Origin of the sequence: Terriglobus roseus (assembly GCF_900105625.1) — a bacterium.
Lineage (GTDB): Bacteria > Acidobacteriota > Terriglobia > Terriglobales > Acidobacteriaceae > Terriglobus > Terriglobus roseus_B.
The window spans coordinates 337145-357842 of the sequence record NZ_FNSD01000001.1 but is presented as its reverse complement, the minus strand read 5'-3'; the positions used below and the strand labels follow the sequence as shown (position 1 = coordinate 357842).

At 59.5% G+C, this 20698-nt stretch carries 16 protein-coding genes and 1 tRNA gene; 7 read left to right on the top strand and 10 right to left on the bottom strand.

Features of this window, described 5'->3' with window-relative positions; all coding sequences use genetic code 11:
• Window positions 1–54: 54 nt before the first annotated feature.
• Window positions 55–1107, top strand: coding sequence for an aminopeptidase (locus tag BLW03_RS01380; RefSeq protein WP_074652007.1), 1053 nt, complete (start codon window positions 55–57; stop codon window positions 1105–1107).
• An 80-nt stretch (window positions 1108–1187) separates the two neighbouring features.
• Here the strand turns inward: BLW03_RS01380 and BLW03_RS01375 are convergent, their stop codons facing one another.
• The 8 genes from BLW03_RS01375 to BLW03_RS01340 all read right to left on the bottom strand — a co-directional run bounded on the left by BLW03_RS01375 (window position 1188) and on the right by BLW03_RS01340 (window position 10530).
• Window positions 1188–2045: a hypothetical protein gene (locus BLW03_RS01375; protein WP_074652006.1), complete on the bottom strand. Its 858-nt coding sequence runs from the start codon at window positions 2043–2045 to the stop codon at window positions 1188–1190.
• A gap of 189 nt (window positions 2046–2234) precedes the next feature.
• Window positions 2235–2387, bottom strand: a complete 153-nt coding sequence (gene rpmG, locus BLW03_RS01370; RefSeq protein ID WP_014785918.1) for a 50S ribosomal protein L33 — start codon at window positions 2385–2387, stop codon at window positions 2235–2237.
• 5 nt (window positions 2388–2392) lie between these two features.
• Window positions 2393–2614 (bottom strand): 50S ribosomal protein L28, encoded by a 222-nt coding sequence (rpmB, locus tag BLW03_RS01365; RefSeq protein WP_074652005.1) that lies wholly within the window; start codon window positions 2612–2614, stop codon window positions 2393–2395.
• 342 nt (window positions 2615–2956) lie between these two features.
• Window positions 2957–3736: a ZIP family metal transporter gene (locus tag BLW03_RS01360; protein ID WP_074652004.1), complete on the bottom strand. Its 780-nt coding sequence runs from the start codon at window positions 3734–3736 to the stop codon at window positions 2957–2959.
• 184 nt (window positions 3737–3920) lie between these two features.
• Window positions 3921–5981 (bottom strand): aminodeoxychorismate synthase component I, encoded by a 2061-nt coding sequence (pabB, locus tag BLW03_RS01355; protein ID WP_074652003.1) that lies wholly within the window; start codon window positions 5979–5981, stop codon window positions 3921–3923.
• A gap of 100 nt (window positions 5982–6081) precedes the next feature.
• Window positions 6082–6720, bottom strand: a complete 639-nt coding sequence (locus BLW03_RS01350; protein WP_244501910.1) for a helix-turn-helix domain-containing protein — start codon at window positions 6718–6720, stop codon at window positions 6082–6084.
• An 86-nt stretch (window positions 6721–6806) separates the two neighbouring features.
• Window positions 6807–7859, bottom strand: coding sequence for a ribonucleotide-diphosphate reductase subunit beta (locus tag BLW03_RS01345; protein ID WP_074652001.1), 1053 nt, complete (start codon window positions 7857–7859; stop codon window positions 6807–6809).
• A 193-nt stretch (window positions 7860–8052) separates the two neighbouring features.
• A complete protein-coding gene (locus BLW03_RS01340) occupies window positions 8053–10530 on the bottom strand; it encodes a ribonucleoside-diphosphate reductase subunit alpha (protein WP_074652000.1) in 2478 nt (825 codons plus the stop codon).
• Window positions 10531–10981: 451 nt separating this feature from the next.
• Between BLW03_RS01340 and BLW03_RS01335 the strand changes: the two genes are divergently transcribed.
• Window positions 10982–11073 (top strand) — tRNA-Ser (locus BLW03_RS01335).
• A 634-nt stretch (window positions 11074–11707) separates the two neighbouring features.
• Here BLW03_RS01335 and BLW03_RS01330 read toward each other — a convergent pair.
• Both BLW03_RS01330 and BLW03_RS21245 read right to left on the bottom strand, forming a co-directional pair.
• Window positions 11708–12118, bottom strand: coding sequence for a UBP-type zinc finger domain-containing protein (locus BLW03_RS01330; RefSeq protein ID WP_083350245.1), 411 nt, complete (start codon window positions 12116–12118; stop codon window positions 11708–11710).
• Complete coding sequence (locus BLW03_RS21245; protein ID WP_432279818.1) at window positions 12046–12654, bottom strand: hypothetical protein; 609 nt, start codon at window positions 12652–12654, stop codon at window positions 12046–12048. The genes BLW03_RS01330 and BLW03_RS21245 overlap by 73 nt, the downstream gene beginning before the upstream one ends.
• A gap of 383 nt (window positions 12655–13037) precedes the next feature.
• On the opposite strand from BLW03_RS21245, the gene BLW03_RS01320 reads away from it, so the two are divergent.
• From BLW03_RS01320 to BLW03_RS01300, 5 genes are all read left to right on the top strand, one after another.
• Window positions 13038–14033, top strand: a complete 996-nt coding sequence (locus BLW03_RS01320; protein WP_074651997.1) for a sigma-54 interaction domain-containing protein — start codon at window positions 13038–13040, stop codon at window positions 14031–14033.
• Window positions 14034–14176: 143 nt separating this feature from the next.
• Window positions 14177–14641, top strand: a complete 465-nt coding sequence (locus BLW03_RS01315; protein WP_074651996.1) for a DUF4136 domain-containing protein — start codon at window positions 14177–14179, stop codon at window positions 14639–14641.
• Between the two features lie 94 nt (window positions 14642–14735).
• Window positions 14736–17918 carry an efflux RND transporter permease subunit gene (locus tag BLW03_RS01310; RefSeq protein ID WP_074651995.1) on the top strand — a complete coding sequence of 1061 codons (3183 nt, stop codon included), beginning with the start codon at window positions 14736–14738 and terminating at the stop codon, window positions 17916–17918.
• Complete coding sequence (locus BLW03_RS01305; protein ID WP_074651994.1) at window positions 17918–19078, top strand: efflux RND transporter periplasmic adaptor subunit; 1161 nt, start codon at window positions 17918–17920, stop codon at window positions 19076–19078. Before BLW03_RS01310 ends, BLW03_RS01305 begins: the two co-directional genes overlap by 1 nt.
• 8 nt (window positions 19079–19086) lie before the next feature.
• Window positions 19087–20523: an efflux transporter outer membrane subunit gene (locus BLW03_RS01300; protein WP_074651993.1), complete on the top strand. Its 1437-nt coding sequence runs from the start codon at window positions 19087–19089 to the stop codon at window positions 20521–20523.
• Window positions 20524–20698 lie beyond the last annotated feature (175 nt).

Here is a 20698-nt window from a genome sequence, read left to right as displayed (position 1 = left end):
TTTTCAGCGATTGACGCGCCCGCGGAGTACCCTTAGAGCATCTGAAGGAGAACGATGCCAGCTGCCTACACCTCGACGCGTCTTTCCTCAGTGCCTTTTCCGCCGTCGTTTGGCCAGGGCGCTCGCAACGCAGTCACGACCTGCCTGCGCATTCAGCCCGGCGAAAAGGTCACGGTGATCACGGACGAGAAGACGATGCATATCGCCGCGTCCATCGCCGTTGAACTCGACCGGATCGGCTGCCATTGGAACGGCTTCGTGCTGGAAGAACTTGCTCCGCGGCCGCTCGTAGGCATGCCTGCGGCGGTACTTGAAGATATGGAGTCAAGCCAGGTCAGCATCTTCGCCGTGGAAGTTCAGCCAAACGAACTCCGCAGCCGCATGGAGATGACGGACGTCGTGAACCGGCGGCGGATGCGTCATGCGCACATGGTGAACGTCACGCCAGAGATCATGGTTCAGGGAATGCGCGCCGACTTCAACGCAGTCGACGCGTTGTCGCAGGCCGTGTTGGATCGTGTCCGCGAAGCCACCTACGTGCGCGCAACGACGCCCGCCGGGACCGACATTCACGCGCAGCTGAATCCCAGCTACAAGTGGTTTAAGACTTCGGGCATCATCTCCACCGAAAAGTGGGGAAACCTGCCCGGGGGCGAGTGCTTCACCGCTCCCGGTGAGGTCAATGGTGTCTTCGTGGTCGATGGGGTTGTCGGTGACTTCCTCTGCGCGCGCTACGGCATCCTGCGGGACACGCCATTGTCGATCGCGATCGAGAACAACCGCATTGTGCGGATCTCCTGCGAGAACAAGGAACTCGAACGCGACTTCTGGGCTTACACACACACCGATGAGAACAGCGACCGCGTCGGCGAGTTCGCGATCGGCACCAACATCGGTGTCCATGAAGTCATCGGCAACATCCTGCAGGACGAGAAGTTTCCGGGTATCCACATCGCTTTCGGCGATCCATATGGAGCGCACACGGGTGCTCCATGGAAGTCGTCGACACACATCGACGTCGTCGGTCTGGGTTTCAACATCTGGCTTGGTGATGCTGAGGGTGAGTCGCAGATCATGCGCGACGGCGTCTTTCTCATCGAGCCGTAATGGTCCACAGTTTTGACGACTGGTGAACTAGAAAAGGGGCCGTTTCGTGGCCCCTTTGCTGTCGGTACGGGTGCTGCCTGTTACTTGAGTTCGATGGCGTTGCGTAGCCGGAAGGTGATCGCGCTCTCGGACGGGATGATAGTGTCGCGGCTGCCAGTGTAGGCACCTGCAACTGTGCCTGCTCCGGCGCCGGACATGCCGCCAATCAGTGCTCCCTTGCCTCCGCCTGCGAGGCCACCAATCAGCGCGCCAAGTCCTGCGCCTCCGCCGATGAACCCCGCAGTCCGTTTGCCACGGCCCTTGGTGCGAGCGACGTACTCACTGGTCTGCACGCGGTAGCCGCCGATGTTCGTAAGCTCGATGCCGATGGCGCCGGCACCCGTGAAGTGGCCACGGCCATTGGCGCTGACGATCTCACCGCGGACGGAGGTGCCGCGCTGGAAGGCGGTAACCCCATGCACCACGATGGCGTTATTCAGGACACCGGTGAAGCCGGTGCCGGGACCACCGCTATGCTCGGCCGAGAGTGATTCCGTGGTGCGGATGGTTACGCGAGTTCCGGCGGGGACAACCAGCGACGGTGCGGGCGCGGGAGCCGGTGCGATCGGGGCTGCGGCGGGCGCCGGTGCAGCGGCCGTTGTCGGCGCATAGCCCGGTGCGGCTGCCGGCGGTGCTGCCGGAGCGGGGGTGACCGTGCCGCCCGGCGCAACGGCGACCGGTGTGCCGGTGGCGGGCGAGATCGCGTTCGATCCATTGCCCACAGCGATTACGGTTGAACCCACCGGGAGTGGCTGGCCTGCAGCGATAACCTGCGTGCTGCCATCCGGCATGCGAACGGTGGTGGAACCGGCGGTGGCAGAGTTGTTGCTATGGCAGCCTGCGAGCATGGCGACGGAAAGTGTTGCGCAAAGCGCGAGCGAACGGACGGAGTGATACATATTGGTAATCTCCTATGTGAGACTTGGCCGCCAAACTGTTTCCGGACAACAGGGAAGGCATGCGTCATTTTGGTAGATGCAACCGACTCGCCTAAGTCGCCTGTCGGCCTCAGGAATTCACGTCTATCAGAAACACAAACGCCGCGATCCGAAGATCGCGGCGTTGCGAGAGATGTATTGAAGGAAGAGTTAGATCTTCGCTTCGCGATACGAGACATGCTTACGCACGACCGGATCGTACTTCTTGAACTCCAGCTTTGCGCTGGTGGTCTTGGGGTTCTTGGTCGTGGTGTAAAAGTGGCCGGTTCCGGCGCTGGAGACGAGCTTAATGATTGTGCGCATGTCCGTTATCCCTTCGCCTGGAGCAGAGCGGCTTCGACGCCCATCTTGTTAATGGTGCGAAGGCCGCGTGTGGACACGCGCATACGCACAAACTTCTTTTCGCTAGGAACCCAGATGCGCTTCCACTGCAGGTTCGGCTCCCAGCGGCGACGCGTTTTATTGTTCGCGTGCGACACCTTGTTACCAGCCATCGGCCGTTTGCCGGTGATGGGACATACCTTCGCCATACCAAATCTCCTGATGCCGGGCCTGATGTTTCAGACCAACCCTACGATTATGTCACGATTTTCGCAGAATCTTCCAAGCTTTTCTTGTGTTTCGACTCCTACCGAGGGGGAATCACAACTGGTTCGCGTTATGCTATCCCGCTCCGGTTAGCGAACGGGGCCGCGAACGTCTCGCAGAACTCGCGCGGTCGGCTGCAACCGATGCAAAGCCATCATTCCGCTGGAGTTGCTCTTCCATCGAAGCCTTACGCTGGTCTTTATTGTATCGAACGGGCTTCGGGTTCGATGCGAAATTTGATAGAAAACGAGGCCCGCTCCGTCGCGCCGTCCGCTGTCTGGCTTCTAGCTGCCGGGCACTCGCAGGATCATGGCGACCAGAACGGCTCCGGCGATCATGCAGGCGAGTTGGAGACAGACACTCCGGATGGTGCTTTCTCCCGGCAGTTCCGGCATCAGGTTTACCAGCGCGATGTAGACGAAGCTTGCGGCACTGACCGGCAGGAGCCAGTTCGTCGCGGCGAAGGTATGCCCCGCAAAGCCGACGACCGCAACGCCGGCCATGGCGGCGGCAGCGATCAACAGCAGGAAGCGTTGCGCTCGCGCGGGCGAGACCTCCAGGTGGCGCAGCAGGGCATAGTCGCCCATGCGATGCGGAACTTCGTGCAGGGTGATGGCGACGGCAGTGAGCCAGCCGATGCGCCTCCCGGCTGCGAAGGCGGCCGCGACCGAGACACCATCGACAAAGCTATGCAGCATGCCGCCGAAGATCAACGAAACAGGCCGCGAACCGTGCTCATGATGGTGATGATGGTGCGGGCCGCAGTCAGGCTCGCCTTGGGCGGGTGTCTCGACTGGGTGACCGGTCAGCGTGGCGAAGATCCGCTCAAAACAGAAGAGAGCGAAGATGGTGGCGAGAAAGGTGAACCAGAGCGCCGGACGGTTGCCGACGGCGACAATCGCCTCCGGCAGGATGTGGAGGAGCGCCGTCGCCAGCAGAACACCGACTGCCAGGCTCACCAGGTATCCCATGCCGCGCTCTAACAGGCGATGCCGCGCGCTCAGCCAAAGCGCTGCCGCCATGGCCACCACCTGGATTGCCGCTACGGCAATGCTTGCTTCCAAAACTCTTCCTCGTTCCTGCTGTGCGTTGGATCGCCAAGGTTTCCCTCAGCGGCTGAAGCCGATCCCGTTTGGTTTGCCGATTGGCAGGGCTGAAGCCATGCCAATCCGAGATTGAAGCTGTCCTGATCGCCAATACCGTGAAGGCGCTCCGGCCGCCAAGACTCTGGATGTCTACCTTCCGGTTCTACCACGCCGGTAGTTGCGGTGGTTTGGTGGCGATCTTGTAACGGATGCGCTCACCACGGGGGAGTTGCAGGGAGGCGACGCAGCCAGCTCCGCGGACGGCGTTGCAGAGACATACGTGCTCGGCTTCTCGAAGATCGTCCAGAGTGATGACTCGCTCCTGCAGCAGGCCTGCTCTGAGGAGTTCTGCTCGGTAGATACCGGGAAGACAACCGCTCCGGAGTGGGGGCGTGTACCAGCGGCCATGCTTGCAGACGAGCAGCGACGAGATGCACCCCTCGGTGATCTCTCCCTGATCATTTTGGAACAGTGCTTCGTCGTAACCCGCTGCAACGGCTTCGCGGAATGCCGGTTCATACTCGGGACGGAAGGTGGTCTTATGACGCAGATGCGGAGCTTCACCCAAGACGCTTCGTGATGAGAGTGTCACGTTCATTTGACTCGGCCAGCATGGGGCTTCGGCGTGTTGTATCTCGGTGGTCCCGTCACAGTGGAGTAGCAGCCGGATGCGCTTTGGCTGGCCGTTCCATGTGGCGGCGGCTTTGGTGATGGCTTCGAGTATGGATTGGGTATTGAAGCGGAAGCCAAGTGATGCCGCGGAGCTTTCCAGGCGCTGCAGGTGGGATAGAAGTAGTGGGATGTTCTGAGAAATCCTTTGTGAGTCGGCACCAGGGGCCGGTGGTTTATGCTGGTTCGCGTTTTGAGCGAATAGCCCATCCTTGCTCCGTAAGAATGGGTCACCCGGTTCCGTGGCGGTGGGTGGAACATCCAGAGCAGTGGCTGTCCGTGGGGCATCCGGATCGGTGCTGCTCCAGCGCATGGTCTCAATCAGGTCTATGGGCTGCGCTGCGCGGTGCAGAAAGGACGTCTTCAGCAGGCATTCGTCGTATTCGCCTTCCGCGGTGGAGTCCGCAACGATACCGCCGCCAACGCCTAATTCCATCGTGTGGCCATCGAGCACGACCGTGCGGATTGCGACGTTGAAGCAGGCGCTGCGGTCCGGTGCGAAGTAGCCGATCGCTCCGGTGTAGACGCCGCGTGGGCCCGCTTCAACCTGTGTGATCAATTCCATCGTGTGTCGCTTGGGTGCGCCCGTGATGGAGCCCGACGGAAAGAGCGCTTGGAAAACCTGGTACCAGGGCTTGTGCGGTGGCATGCGGCCGGTGATCGTCGATGTCATTTGCAGCAGTGTGGGGTAACGCTCTACGTCGAAGAGTCGATCGACATCCACGCTGCCTGCTTCGCAGACGCGGCCCAGGTCGTTGCGTAGCAGGTCGACGATCATCACGTGCTCTGCGCGGTTCTTTTCATCGGCGCGCAGCGCGTCGGCAAGAAGATCGTCCTCTTCGGCGCCCACTCCGCGCACGGCTGTGCCCTTCATCGGCTTTGTGGTCAGTGTGCCGTCGGGTGCTGCGCGGAAGAAGAGTTCCGGCGAAAAGCTCAGGATCGTTCGACCCGGCAAGAGCTGTAGGATGCCACCGTAGCTGCACGGCTGTTGCGCCTTCAGCGCATCGTAGATCGTCTCAGCTCCGCCTTCGTAGGGGCTGGCGGCGTGGGTCGTGAAGTTGAGCTGGTAGGTTGCACCCGCGGCGATCCACCCCTGGATGCGGGCAATCGCAGAGGTATAGTCGTCCCGCCGGATGCGCAGCATGGGGGCGATGGGGAGGGGCGCAGAAGGTGGAACTGTCGGCTCGGCCGACGCTTCACGGACGTGGTTGAAGATGCGTGGTGCGTCGTAGATGCCGAAGACTGCGAGCGGCTCTTGCGTGGCTTGCGAAGGAAGATCAACAAAGTGAGAACCGGCTTCATAGGTCAGGTAGCCAGCGACCCAATGGCCGCCTGCGAGTGCCTGCTCAATTTCGTTGAAGAGCGGTGCCAGATCGCCGGGTGCGTCTGCGGTGAGTATGCGCTGTGCATCGGTGAAGAGATAGGAATGGCGTTGCGAGGGGCTCGGCAGAGAAGACTCGAGCAGGACCGTGCCTTGATGCTTCAGGGCTGTGTCGCGCCAAGAGGTTGGGAGAGGCGTCCACCGCTGTGGCTGGTCTGTTGGAACGGGCAGCATTGTTCTAGTGTCTCGCGTCTCCGTCGACTACGGTCACAACAACGAAAAGCCCACATCTCATCGCGAGACGTGGGCACCCGTTTGGGGACGGTCGGTAAGACTAATTGCGGTTAGGGCGGGTGATGATGATGGCGCGGGCTCGCTCACCAGGCTCGCAGGTGTACTGCCGCTTGCGCATGGCGTCCAGCCAGGCGACGTCACCGGACTCGAGTGTGCGTGTCTCCATCTCGGAAACGAGCGTCAGACTGCCTTCGACGACCATGGTGAACTCAATGCCTTCAAAGATGCGCGGGCGGAAGCAGACTTCCTCTTCCGTACCGCGAAACTCCGCGATGCAGGGCACCATGCTGCTGTCGGCGATCAGGCCGCTGAGATTCTCGGACAGGAAGGTCGGCACTGCCCCGGCGTTCTTTTGCAGGCGCACGCGCTCTGACTGACGAAGAATGCGGAAGGTGATGGGCTGCTCATCCCGGAAGAAATAGGAGAGGTCTTTGCCGAACGTAATGGCGATGCGCGCCAGGTTGCGCACGGTAGGGACCACGCGCCCCGTTTCGAGCTGGGAGAGAAAGCTGGCCGAAAGGCCCGTCTTCTTTCCGAGCTCGACCAGGCCCATGGAGCGCTTCATCCGGAGACGCCGGATGCGATCGCCAATCTGCTTTGCTTCGATCGTGGATTCGACCTGATCGGGTTCCACCACATCCACCGCGTCGGGGATGCGGACTTCTTCTTCCACTCGCATGCATTTTGAGATGATGAACAACCCAAAGAAGCTGCCCGGGATGTCTGGGCAGCTTCTTGATTTGGTGAACAGGAAAGGGTCGAAGTTTAGAAATCCTCGCCAAAGCCAACTTCACCCTCGACCGCAGTCTGGTAAGCCGATACGCGGCGCTCGAAGAAGTTGGTCAATTCCTGAACATCCTGCAGTTCCATGAAGCTGAAGGGATTCTTGGTCTTGAAGTGCGGCGCGATGCCGAGGCGCTGCAGTCGGCTATCGGCGACATAGCCAAGGTACGCGCGCATGTCACGCACGGACAGGCCGGCAACGCCACCGGAGAGCAGATCGTCCGCGAACTGAGCCTCGCAATCGACGGCTTCCTCCAGCATCTCGATGATCTGGCGCTCCAGGTCGGCGTCCCAAAGGTCGGGCTCCTGCTGACGGACGGTGTTCACGACCTCGAAGGCAAACTCAAGGTGGCAGCTCTCATCACGGAAGACCCAGTTGGTACCCGACGCCAGGCCGTGCAGCAGGCCCTTCGAACGGAAAAAGTAAACGTAGGCAAACGCCGCAAAAAAGAAGAGGCCTTCAATAGACGACGCGAAGCAGATGAGGTTCAGAAGGAACTGGCGGCGATGATCGCGCGTCACCAGCGTGTCAAGCGCCTGGATGCTGTCCATCCACTTCATGCAGAACTCGGCCTTTTTCTGGATGGAGGGAATGTTCTCCACGGCGGCGAAGGCCTCCTCGCGCTCTTTCTGGTCCGGCACGTAGTTGTCGAGCAGCGTCAGGTAGAACTGCACGTGCACGGCCTCTTCATAGAGCTGGCGCGAGAGGTAGAGGCGTGCTTCTGGAGAGTTGATGTGCTTGTACAGGTTGAGTACAAGGTTGTTCGACACGATCGAGTCACCCGTGGCGAAGAAGGCCACGAGGCGCTTGATGGTATGAATCTCAGCCGGACTCATCTTCGCGCGCAGATCGACAAGATCGGTGGAGAAGTCGACTTCCTCTACGGTCCACGTGTTCTTGATGCCGTCGCGGAACATGTCGTAGTAGACCGGGTACTTCATGGGCCGGAGCGTGAGGCACATACCGGGATCGAGAATGGATGTGGGTGCTGCGACGGAGTTAGCCGTAGTGACGGGTGTTGCAATCGTGGACATGTTGGATTTCTCCTGAACTGTTATCGAATGTGGTTCGTCGGCGGACAACGATTTCTTTGCGCGGGGAGGTCGATATCACGTCCCGCCCGGACGACAACAGAGCAGATCCCTTCGCCACGAGACGTTACGTGCTCTATTGATTTGGAACCTGGTTGAGAGGCCGGCGGCCATCAGCGGCCGCCGGTTCTCAAAGCTACTGGCAGGCCTCGCAGCTCTCAGGGTTCTCAAGGGAGCACGCAATGGCTGCTGAGGCGTCAATGGGCTTCTGCTCCGGCTCTGGTACGGAGACGTTCTGCAGTTGCGCCTGTGCGGTTTGCGGCAGGCTGGACGACATGGCGGCCTTTTGCACGGTGGCCTTTGCGATCTTCGTCGCAGGACGCGAGCGCAGGTAATAGGTCGTCTTCAGGCCCTGCTTCCATGCGTACATATACATGGACGACAGGCGGCCGATGTTGGGCGACTCGCTGAACAGGTTCAACGACTGCGCCTGGTCGATGTACGCGTTACGAGCCGCGCCCATGTCGATCAGGCTGCGCATGGGAACCTCCCACACCGTGCGGTAGATCGCCTTCAGCTCGTCGGTGAGGTCCTCGATGTTCTGCACGGAACCTTCGCTCATCTTCAGCTTCATACGCATCTCTTCATTCCACATGCCAAGCGCCTTCAGCTCGTTGATGAGGTAGCGGTTCACCTGCAGGAACTCGCCGGAGAGCGTCTCGCGCTTGAACAGGTTAGAGATCTGCGGCTCAATGCACTCATAGCAGCCGACGATGGAGGCAATGGTTGCTGTGGGGGCAATCGCAATCAGCAGCGAGTTACGTACGCCGGACTTCTTGATGCGCGCACGCAGCGCATCCCAGCGCTCCGGCTCGCTCGGCGTGATCTTCCAGAGGTCGAACTGGAACTGCCCCTGGGCCAGGCGCGTCTCGTCGAAGGAGGGATGCGGTCCGTTCTTCTCCGCAAGCTCCGTCGTCGCGAGCATGGCGTAGTAGTAGATCTCTTCCTGGATCTTCGTCGAGAGTGCCTGTGCTTCCGGCGAGTCGAAGGGCAGACGCATTTGGAAAAAGACGTCCTGCAGGCCCATGACGCCAAGGCCCACCGGCCGCCAGCGATTGTTCGCCTTCAGCGCCTGCTGCACCGGGTAGAAGTTGATATCGATGACGCGATCGAGCATGGGTACGGCAACGCGAACGGTGTTCGCCAGCTTCTCGAAGTCGAATACGGTCTTGCCGTTCTCATCCACCTTCATGTGGCGGCCAAGGTTCACGGAGCCCAGGTTGCAGACAGCTGTCTCGTCCTTGCTGGTGACCTCGGTGATCTCCGTGCACAGGTTCGAGAGGTGGATGACATTGCCCGGCTTGCCGGTCTGATTGTTCTTGGTGTTGCAGGCGTCCTTGAACGTCATCCAGCCGTTGCCGGTCTCGGCCAGCGAACGCATCATGCGGGCGTACAGATCACGCGCCTTGATCTGGCGATAATAGATCTTGTCTTCCTCAGCCTGGATGTAGGCCTTCTCGAACTCCTCGCCGAACAGGTCGGGGAACTGGGGCACAAGCTTGGGGTCGAAGAGCGACCACATGCCGTCCTCATCCACGCGCTTCATGAACAGGTCCGGAATCCAGTTGGCGGTGTTGAGGTTGTAAGTGCGGCGGGAGACGTCGCCGGTGTTCTCACGCAGTTCGAGGAAGCTTTCGATGTCCGCGTGCCACGGCTCCAGGTAGACGCAGCATGCGCCCTTACGCTTGCCGCCCTGGTTGACAGCGGCGACGGAGGAATCCAGCGTGCGCAGCCACGGGATGATGCCGTTCGACAGACCATTCGTCGCGCGGATCAGCGATCCCTCGCTACGCACACGGTGAAACGCAAGGCCGATGCCGCCGGAGAACTTGCTGAGCAGCGCAACGTCCTTATAGGAGTCGTAGATGCTCTCGAGCGAGTCCTGCGGGCTGTCATGCAGGTAGCAGCTCGACATCTGCGGATGCTTCGTGCCGCTGTTGAAGAGCGTCGGCGATGACGGCATGTAGTCGTGCGACGAGATCAGGTTGTAGAACTCAATCGCTTCATGCGCGGTACCCGCGAGGCCGCAGGCGACGCGCAGGAAGAAGTGCTGAGGCGTCTCGATGACCTTCCGCGAGAGGGGATCGCGCAGCAGGTAACGGTCATAGACGGTGCGCAGGCCGAAGTACTCGAAGCGATCGTCGTTATCTTCCTTGATGGCCTGGTTCAGCTTGCGCATATGGATGCGCACGAACTCTGCCACGGCGGGCGAGACGATGCCAACCTGCGCGCCGTACTCGACCGACTGCGAGAAGGAGTGCAGGTTCTGACCAGCGACTTCCTTGAGGATCGTCGCCAGCAGCAGGCGAGCCGCCAGCTTGGAGTACTGCGGTTCTTCCGCGATGAGCGACGCCGCAGTATCGATGGAGATGGCGTCCAGTTCGCGGGTGGTGGCGCCGTCATACAGGCCGCCGATGGTCTTCGATGCGATCCGGATCGCGTCCACGTGCTGCAGACCGTAGCCAGAGCGCTGCACGGCGCGGACGATCTTGTTCACGTCCACGGGTTCAAGGGCGCCGTTGCGCTTCTTGACGTGCATGACAGGTGTCTCTTCGCGGGCGGGGAAGCCGGGAAGAATGTCGGAAAGGCTGGTCTGGACGGTCGTGCTCGCCATGATGCTCCTTGCATGCGCCGTAGGACGGCGCGGCCGAAATGGGTGTGGATGACTTCGTTTCGGGCGATGTGTTTTCCGGCAAGACCGCCTTGCGTTCAACCATCGTCTGACTGTTGCTTGTTTCGCTTTTACTTCGCTTGCGTGGCGTCCGCCGGGGAGCGGTCCGGAGCACTGCATCTGAAGTAGATGTACTGTAGCTCGGGCCGGGTGTGCACGCAAGCACAAGATGTGGGGCATCGGTGCAAAACTTCGACCGCTCTTGTGGTGCTCTAATGGCCGCGCACCCGCAACTCCAACTGTACGAAGAGTTCCCGTGGAAATGTGGTCCCGAAGCTCGAGAAAATGCTTCGATAGTGAATGACGCCGAGAGCGGCCCAGCCCGGGACCTTCGTGCTTGAACTACTGGTAACGTTTGCCGGGACCGAGGCAAACCTCTATACTCATCCAGGTAGGAGAGTTGGCAGAGCCCGGTTGAATGCACCTGACTCGAAATCAGACATAGGCGTAAGTCTATCGGGGGTTCGAATCCCTCACTCTCCGCCATACCTTATTTCTGTCGCAGGATCCGACGGTAAGCCTCAGTATATGTAGGTCTTATCGAGACCGGCGGCGCTGGATTGCCAGATCCAGCCTTTGGACCAGCATTCCCCATGAAAGACTAAGCCGCAGGGCAGGGATCGCACTGCGTGAACAGCCAGGTCTTCTTCGGCTCATCCATACCTCAGCAGTCCCGGCAAGAGTCGAACCGCGGGGCTTCAGGCGCTCTAGTGGCGGTTGAAAAGATCCAGTTCATCGTGATTCGCGGACCGTTTCGGATGGACCCAGCCCGGGAGAAGTAGAACCGCTGTTGCTCCCGCGACTCCATCGAACACTACAAAGCCCAGCAGGATCACGTATATGCACGGCTTCGTAGAGGACGGCAGAGCGTCGCGACCCTGCCTGACCTCGACTACTTCGCCAGCGCGCGAAGCGCAGCGTCCTCCACCACTCGGCAATCTTCTCGGGTTCCTGCAACATGACCAGGTGGTATGCAGGTAGACGCACGGCTGTGCCGTTGGGCTTTCACACCTGTTCACGAGCGAAGAACGGACCACCCGAAAGAGTAGATTTCGACGTTTTTTGCAGGAAGGCCCGCGGGCAAATCAATCGTACCGTCCTGGAAGTCCCCCACAGGCAATCAGGAACGCAGCAGGTCCTGCCAATTGCTCGGCACGCGTCCTTCCGGCCCTGGTGTGGGTTGGGCCAGCGGATGGTGCTGAGGCGGAGCGAGTGGAGGACCGGCCACTTCAGACTCTGTTACGAAGTTCCAGAACCAGTCTTCCTCTGGTTCAAAGCTCCGAATGATCGGATGCTGTGTGGCGTGAAAGTGCTTTGTGGCGTGCTGACCCGGAGAGCTGTCGCAACAGCCGATATGTCCACACTCGGCGCACCGACGAAGATGGAGCCACCATGCCCCGGTGGCTTCGCATTCGACGCAACCAGTTCCACTTGGGAGTGCGGATGGCTTGATGCCTTTCACTGAGAGTCCTCTTTCGTTATGCCGTTGTGTGCCTTGGGAAGGTCGCCTTCGAGAGTATGGAGAAGCCATTCGAGGCGACTGAATGCCGATGCAGAGCAGGATAAAGCTGATGACCCGGGGATGCCGGTAGCCGTCGACTCAGAAACGATGGATGTGAGCCGCAGCGCGGAGCAGACGTAGACGATGACGTTGGACACGACCACCGCGAGGAAGATTCCCGTGTGTCGAGGATGTTCTCCGTGAGGTTCCGGCTTGCGAGGTATGCCGTAAGGATCAATAGCGAAACGAGTGTCCCCGGTCCAGAGGTGACGGGGAAGGTGAGCGGACAGAAGGTCTTTTCCATGACGCCGGGTTGCGACGGTGTCGTCGTACTGACCTCGGACTCCTCCGCATACATGCAGGCTTTCGGATGAGGCATCGGTTAATGCAGACCGACCCATGAACGCGATGATCAGGCTGCCAGAGACCTTGACGATGGGAAGAGATATCCCGAAGAAGCTCAGGATGGCTCCGATCACCTCCATAGTCAGCATCAAGATCGTGTTGTTGATGGCGATGCGGCGAGCCGGCTCTCGGTAGACCTCTGGAGAGGCCGTTCCTACCAGGGCAAGGAATAAAAGTGCGGATCTGTGCGGGGCCGGCTGCAGCGCGCTCAGAAGTGATCAGGAAGGCAGTCCAAATAGTCTTCATGAGCCTCCTTTTGCACGCCTTTGGTCACAACCATCGACTTGCGTCGTGAGGCATCTGCAAAGGTATCTGCAAACAGCGACCGTTAGAAGCCTCGCGAGTGTGTCTGAGTCGACCCCCTTATGGGTAGGGAGGCCGCTACCGGAACGAGGTGAACCTTCGCTCTCCATTCAAGGGTGTTGGTGATGCTTGGTGGTCCCTATGCTTCAGGCAATCGGACGGATGACCTGACGGAGCAAGCGTTGCGTTCCGTGTGGTGCGGCAGATCTTGTGGACAGCAAGCGAGAAAAGGACAGCCAAGATGAATACACCTGTGGGGAATAGTTCACGCTTTCAGGAAGTGCTCCAGGACGTCTATGCCGTTGCGGATGCGCAGTGCGCGGTACTGATCCAAGGGGAGACCGGCACCGGTAAGGAAGTCATCGCCCGGTGTGTGCACGACTTCAGCCCGCGTCGGAATGGGCCGTTTGTTGCGTTGAACTGCGCCGCATTACCCGCTGCCTTGCTTGAAAGCGAACTATTCGGTCATGAGCGCGGCGCATTTACTGGTGCCGTCACGCAGACCGTGGGCCGCTTCCTGTCGGCGAACGGTGGCACTCTTTTTCTGGACGAGTTGGGCGACATGCCTCTGGAACTGCAGCCGAAGCTGTTACGCGTGCTGCAGGAGCAGACGTTCGAACGCCTGGGCAGTACAAGATCTATCCATGCGGATGTGCGCATCGTTGCGGCAACGAACCAAGACTTGGCGCAGATGGTCGAGGACGGACGCTTCCGCGCCGATCTCTTCTACAGGCTGAGCGTATTTCCGATCCAACTGCCCGCGCTGCGCGATCGCGCGGAGGACATTGAAGCACTTTGCAATCACTTCCTGAAGCGTGTCGTAGCCAAGGCCGGAAAGCAGCATCTGGTCATTCCCAAGGAGTTGTTGGACGCCTTGGAGCGTTATCACTGGCCCGGCAACATTCGCGAACTGCAGAACTTTATTGAGCGCGCTGTGATCGTTAGTAGCGGTTCTGTCTTGACTCCCCGTGCGGCTGAGATGCGGAAGCTTGTGGAAACCAGCGGCGCTGGCACCAGGCATACGCTGCTTGGCGTGGAGCGCGATCACATTCTGCAGATTCTGGACAAGACTTCCTGGATTATCGGAGGCCCGCGCGGCGCAGCGGCACGGCTGGGTCTGCCACGAACGACGCTGATCTCAAAGATGCAGCGGCTGGGGATTGAACGCTCGGGAGATATCGACATCGGTCGCATGGCGTTGTCCGGCGGAGCGCGACTCAATTCAAGCTTCGCGTAACCCGCGAAGCCAGCACGAAGTTGTCAGCACTCGTAGCCCAGAAATACAGGAGGAAATTCCAATGAAAAAACAGTTTGTCTCGTTCACGATGCTTGCCACGCTCCTCAGCGTCGCGCCGGCGTTTGCGCAGGTTTCAGTCGACTATGACCACTCCGCGCAGTTTTTCGCAGTACAAGACCTATGCCTGGGGCAAGGTGAAGGGACGCGATGGCCTTTGGACCGATCGCATCAGACGGGGCATTGATGCACAGCTGGCTGCGAAGGGGTGGGAGCGCGTGGATACCGACGGCGACACGACCCTGATCGCATTCGAAACGACAAAGGACCAACCCACCACGCAGACTTTCTATAACAGCTTCGGTGGAGGCGGTTTTGGCGGCTGGGGCTGGGGCGGCTTTGGCGGCGGTGCGGGCGGCTTTGGCACGGCGACCACGACGACCGAGGACACAAAGGTCGGCACACTCGTCGTGGATGTCTTCGACAGCAAGTCGCATAAGTTGGTCTGGCGCGGTAGAGAGAGCAACGACTTGTCTAACAATGCTTCGCATAACGAGAAGCACCTGACCCAGAATCTGGCGAAGATGTTCCGGAAATTCCCACCCTCCTAAATCTGCCCGTCGAATCCGGGTTAGTCGCGCTCGAAGAGAGTGGCACGGCTAACCCTCTACCCAGAGCCATTTCCCACGAAGGAGGGATGACTCCATGTGGCTTGTACGTCTCGCGCTGAATCGTCCCTACACCTTCGTTGTGCTTGCCTTGCTTCTTTTTCTCATTACACCCGTCGCGATGTTGCAGACGCCCGTGGACATCTTTCCTTCCATTGACATCCCCGTTGTAAGTGTCATCTGGACTTACACCGGACTGCCACCGCAGGAGATGGCGGATCGCATCACATCCGTTTACGAGCGAGTGCTTACAACGACGGTTGGCGACATTGAGCACGTGGAGTCGCAGTCTCTCAATGGCGTGTCGGTCATCAAAGTATTTCTTCAACCCGGTGGCAGCGTCGATGCCGCCATTGCACAGCTCACTGCAAGTGGACAGACGGTACTGAAGCAATTGCCGCCCGGTGTTACGCCTCCGTTCATCCTGCGTTACAGTGCATCGACGGTGCCAATTTTGCAGCTGGGTCTGGCGGGCAACGGCTTCTCGGAGCAGCAGTTGAATGACTTCGGCAATAACTTTATTCGTCCTCAACTTGCAACGGTGCCGGGGGCGGCGGTCCCCAATCCTTTCGGCGGTAAGGTGCGGCAGGTGATGGTCGACATTGACCTGCACAGACTTCAGTCGAAAGGACTCTCTGCGGTCGATGTGGTTAACGCGATCCAGGCTCAGAACGTGATCCTGCCCTCAGGCACGGCGAAGATTGGTACGACGGAATACAACGTTGGGTTGAATGGATCACCGGATACGGTGGACGCTATCGGAAGATTTCCGATTCGCACCGCACCAGATGGCGGCACCATCTTCATCAATGATGTCGCACACGTCCGCGACGGCTTTGCGGTGCAACAGAACATTGTGAAGCAGGATGGTCAACGAGGGGCACTGCTCACCATCGAGCGATCGGGCAGAACGTCGACCCTCGCCGTAGTTGCGGGTGTTAAAGCGGCGCTTCCGTCCATCGCAGCAACGCTGCCGAAGTCGCTGGTGATCAAGCCGATGTCTGACCAATCGATGTTTGTGAAGGCATCGCTGATGGGCGTGGTTCGTGAGGGAGTGATCGCAGGCGTGCTCACGTCGGTGATGATTCTGCTCTTTATTGGAAGCTGGCGAAGCACGCTGATCATCGCTGTCTCGATACCATTGGCGATCGTCACGTCTCTTTTGTTGCTTAGCGCGCTTGGCCAGACCATCAACGTGATGACGCTCGGCGGATTGGCGCTTGCGGTGGGCGTGCTTGTTGACGATGCGACGGTGGAGATTGAGAACACGCAGCGCAACCTCGCGTTGTCGAAGCCGCTTCGTCAGGCAATTCTGGACGGTGCGCAGGAGATTGCGATGCCCGCGTTCGTCTCCACGCTGTGCATCAGCATTGTCTTCGTTCCCATGTTCTTTCTGTCTGGCGTGGCGGGTTACTTGTTCCTCCCTCTTGCTGAGGCTGTGGTCTTCGCACTTTGCGCTTCCTACTTCTACTCGCGGACGATCATTCCGACACTGGTCAGCTTTCTTTTGCCTGCCGAGGTCAAGCAGAAGCAGGGAGGGCAGGGGCCGGGTTGGTTTGCAAAGACACATCGCGCTATTGACCGTGGTTTCGAAGGGCTCAAGAGTAACTACGCCCGCCTCCTCGGTGCCTGCATCGCCCGACGAACGATCTTCCTGGCTGGCGCACTCTTTTTCTTTCTGGCGAGCCTGTCCATCGTTCCGTTCCTGGGTGAGGACTTCTTTCCAGCTGCCGATGCGGGACAGATTCGACTGCACCTTCGGGCGAAGACAGGCACGCGCCTCGAGGAGACAGCTCGCCTCGTCGACCAGGTGGAACGGGAGATCAGCTCCGTGATTCCTCCGACTGAGCTAAGCGGAACATTGGATAACATTGGCCTTCCAACGAGCGGCATCAATCTGGCTTACAGCAATAACGGTTTCATCGGGAATGCAGACGCAGAACTCTTGATTTCGCTGACCGCCAAGCACCATCCCACACGACATTATGTGAAGGTGTTACGGGAACGCCTGCCATTGAGGTTCCCGGGCACGGACTTCTCCTTTGAACCGGCGGACATTGTTGCGCAGACACTCAACTTTGGCGTTCCTGCCCCGATCGATATTCAGATCGTGGGCCCGGACCAGCTGAGCAATTTCGCCGTTGCCTCGCGTATTGCAGCGCAGGTGCGTAATGTGCCTGGTGCCGTGGATGTTCGCGTGCAGCAGGCGGTCGATCAGCCGAGACTCCAGTTGACCCTCGACCGCAATCGTCTGCAACGCATGGGGCTCACTGAGCGGGACGTAGCCGGGGATGTTCTTGTGGCATTGAGCTCGAGCTTTCAGACGGCACCCAACTTCTGGCTGAGTCCGAAGAATGGTGTCGCGTACAGCATTGCGGTGCAAGCGCCGCAGTACACAGTCCACTCGCTTGATTCACTTCATTCCATCCCCGTGGCTGCGGTGGGGACGTCGACGTCGCAATTGCTCAGCAACCTGTCGACAATGTCTCGCTTTAGTGAGGCGGCTGTCGTCAGTCATTACGATGTGCAACCGGTTATGGAAGTGTTTGCGAGCACGCAGGGACGCGATCTTGGCGCTGTGGCCACAGATATTGCCCGCATCACGAAGCAGATCTCCGGAAGCCTGCCGCGCGGCAGCAAGCTGGTAACCCGAGGCCAAGTGGTCACGATGCAGAGCTCGCTGCATGACCTGTTTCTTGGCCTCGCATTCTCTGTAGTGTTGGTCTACTGCCTGCTGGTCGTGAACTTCCAATCCTGGGCCCAGGGGTTGATCATCATCGCGGCGCTGCCGGCAGCGCTTGCGGGCATCTGCTGGATGCTGCTGTTGTCGCGCACCTCTCTGAGCGTGCCGGCTTTAATGGGCACGATCATGAGCGTGGGTGTCGCAACATCCAACAGTGTCCTTGTCATCACGTTCGCGAATGAGCGCTTCGTCGCCACGGGCGACAGCGTGTCCGCGGCGATTGAAGCGGGGCAGACGCGTCTACGTCCGGTGATCATGACGGCACTTGCAATGGTCATGGGCATGATCCCCATGGCGCTTGGCTTGGGCGATGGAGGCGAACAGAACGCACCGCTGGGACGGGCCGTCATTGGTGGTCTGTTGTTTGCAACGGCCGGCACGCTATTTTTCGTTCCCACCGTGTTTTCTGCAATACAGCGGCCGCGCCCAGTCCCCGGCGCGCCCCCAACCGGCCTCACGCAGAACGGAGGATTTTGATGAACAATGCTCTTCCAGCAGACTTACCTGCAGGCACCAGCGCCAGGGTGTCGCGATTCCTTCTTGTTCCGCTGCTGCTGTGCATTGCGGGCGTTGCGGTTGCCGTCATTCGTCATCATGATTCCCAGTCACTGGCTAACGATTCGCGCAAGCTGGCGATACAGCCTGTGTCTGTGGTCTTTCCGAGTCACGGCAACTCCACAGAACTGCTGGTTCTGCCTGCGGCGATTGAAGCTTACACAGAGGCCTCTGTCTTCGCTCGCAGCAATGGTTACATGCGAAGCTGGTCCGCGGACATTGGCTCTCGCGTGCGCAAGGGCGAGACGCTCGCAGTAGTGGACACGCCGGAACTCGATCAACAGGTCCGCGGGGCAGCTGCTTCCCTGGAGCAGGCGAGTGCGAATCTTCATCTCGCGCACACGACGGCTGCTCGCTATGAAGGGCTCGAGGGATCGGAAGCGGTCTCGCAGCAGGACGTGGATCAAACCCGGCAGGGTCTGCGGGCGCAACAGGCATTCGTTCAGGTTGCCGCTGCGGAATCTGTGCGGCTGAAGAAGCTGCAGGGGTTCGAACAGGTTGTGGCGCCCTTCGACGGTGTCATCACGCGAAGAGGTATTGACATTGGTGATCTGGTGAACGCCGGGCGTGGTGCGACTGGAACGGAGCTGTTTCATTTGGCGCAGGTGAGCGTAGTGCGCGTCTTCCTGAATGTTCCGGAGACGAACAGTGCGAATGTCTCGACTGGCATGGAGGCTGTCGTGGAGCCTCTCACGCTGCCTGGAGAGAAATTTACGGGTCGAGTCGTGCGGAGCAGCCGCGCGATCGATCCGGCGTCTCATACGCTGCGGGTGGAAGTGGACGTGCCGAATCCCGCAGGACGCATGCTGCCTGGCACCTTTGCGAACGTCACTCTTCACGTCGGCGACGTTCGGCCCGTATTGATTGTGCCTTCAGAGGCTGTCCTATATCAGGCTGCGGGACCACAGGTTGCTGTGGTGACTAATGGCCGAATTGCGCTTCGCAAGGTGCGCCTTGGCACTGACTTTGGAGAGACGATTGAAGTTCTTGACGGTGTCGGAAGCGGCGACGCGGTGGTTTCTTCTCCTCCGGATTATGTCCTGAATGGAACGCCGGTGGCAGTCGTCGCGAAAGCGCACTAGGAGCCAACATGAAGTTACAGCTTTCACGTAGGGGTTTCCTCGGTCTGGTAACTGCGGCTGCCCAGACAAGCGTGTACCTGTTGACAGGTTGCATGGTCGGGCCGAAGTATATTCGGCCTGCAGTGCAAACGCCACCGGCATATACCGCGCCTGTTGCAGAGGGCGGTCAGGACATTGGGCAGGTGGCGTGGTGGCACATCTTTCAGGATGACGAACTCGATCATCTTGAGTCTGTAGCGGCAATCGCGAATGAAGACATTGCAATCGCGGTGGCTCGCTATGACAAAGCAGCCGCCACGACGCGCACCATGCGTGCCGGTCGTTTGCCCCAGGTCGGCGCGGTTGTTGGGGCGGAGCGCAACCGCGAGCCGAAGTTCAGACCGAATAATGCTACGACCGGGCGTGCGATCACCTACAACGACTTCGCCACGGAACTTACTGCGAGCTATGAGCTGGATGCGTGGGGACGCGTTCGGCGCTCTATCCAGAAGTCCTCCGCGCTGCGTCAGGCGGCAAGCGCAGAAGTGAGCTTCGTTCGATTAACCGTGCAAGCGGAGATCGCTGCAGACCTTTGTGACGTACGGGAAGCGGATGAGGAACTCACAATCCTTGACGAGCAGATCGCGAATGCTTCCCATGCTGCGAGGCTCGTTGGTACACGTCTTCATCGCGGCCTGAGCACTGCACAGGATCTTCAACGGACAGTCGCTCTGGCCGATCAACTACAAGCGGATCGGCAGGTGGTCAGCCTGCGCCGCACACAGTTTGTGACGGCAATCGCGATCCTGACTGGGCAGCCCCCGGAGCGCTTCACGATCGCGGTGCGCACGCGGCCGCTCATCTCGCCACTGATACCCGCAGGCGTGCCCGCACAACTTCTGCTTCGAAGGCCGGATATCGCAGAAGCAGAACGTCAGATGTCATCGGCGAGTGCGGGTATCGGTCTTGCAAAGGCAAATTTCCTTCCGACGCTTACATTGACAGGGCTTGCCGGATATCAGAGCACCAACGCTGCGTCTCTCGTCGACTGGCAGAGCACGGTCGAATCACTCGCAATATCGGCCGTCGCTCCAATCTTTACGGGTGGGCGCCGGCACGCGGCGGAAGATCAGGCGAGGGCCGCCTATCGAGAATCTCTAGAGCAATACAAGAAGACTGTCCTGCAAGCCTATGGGGGTGTCGAAGATCAGTTGGCCGCACTGGAGTCCTTGAAGCAACAGCTGCGGTATCAGCGTGAAGTGGCAGAGGCGGACAGGGACGTCTTGAGGCTCGCTCAACAGAGTTATACCGCCGGGCTTGTGAGCTATTTAGATGTCACGACTGCCCAGGCAGCGCTGGAATTGTCCGAACAGAACATCTGCGTTCTTTCCGGTCACGCGATGGTCGCCTCCGTTGCTTTGATCAAAGAGCTTGGTGGCGGTTGGGAAGAGATCCCGTTGCCCTGACCTAGTCGAAGACTTCACACCACATGGGAGCGCTGAGGCGCTCCCTTCCTAGTTTGGCGGATGTCCGCGAAGGAGTGTCGAAGCTGACGCTTATGTGTCGATAGGACGACTCCGTGAGCTTGCAATTCTCAGACAGCGAATATTCGCAGAACACGGAAACACCAATAGTGACAGT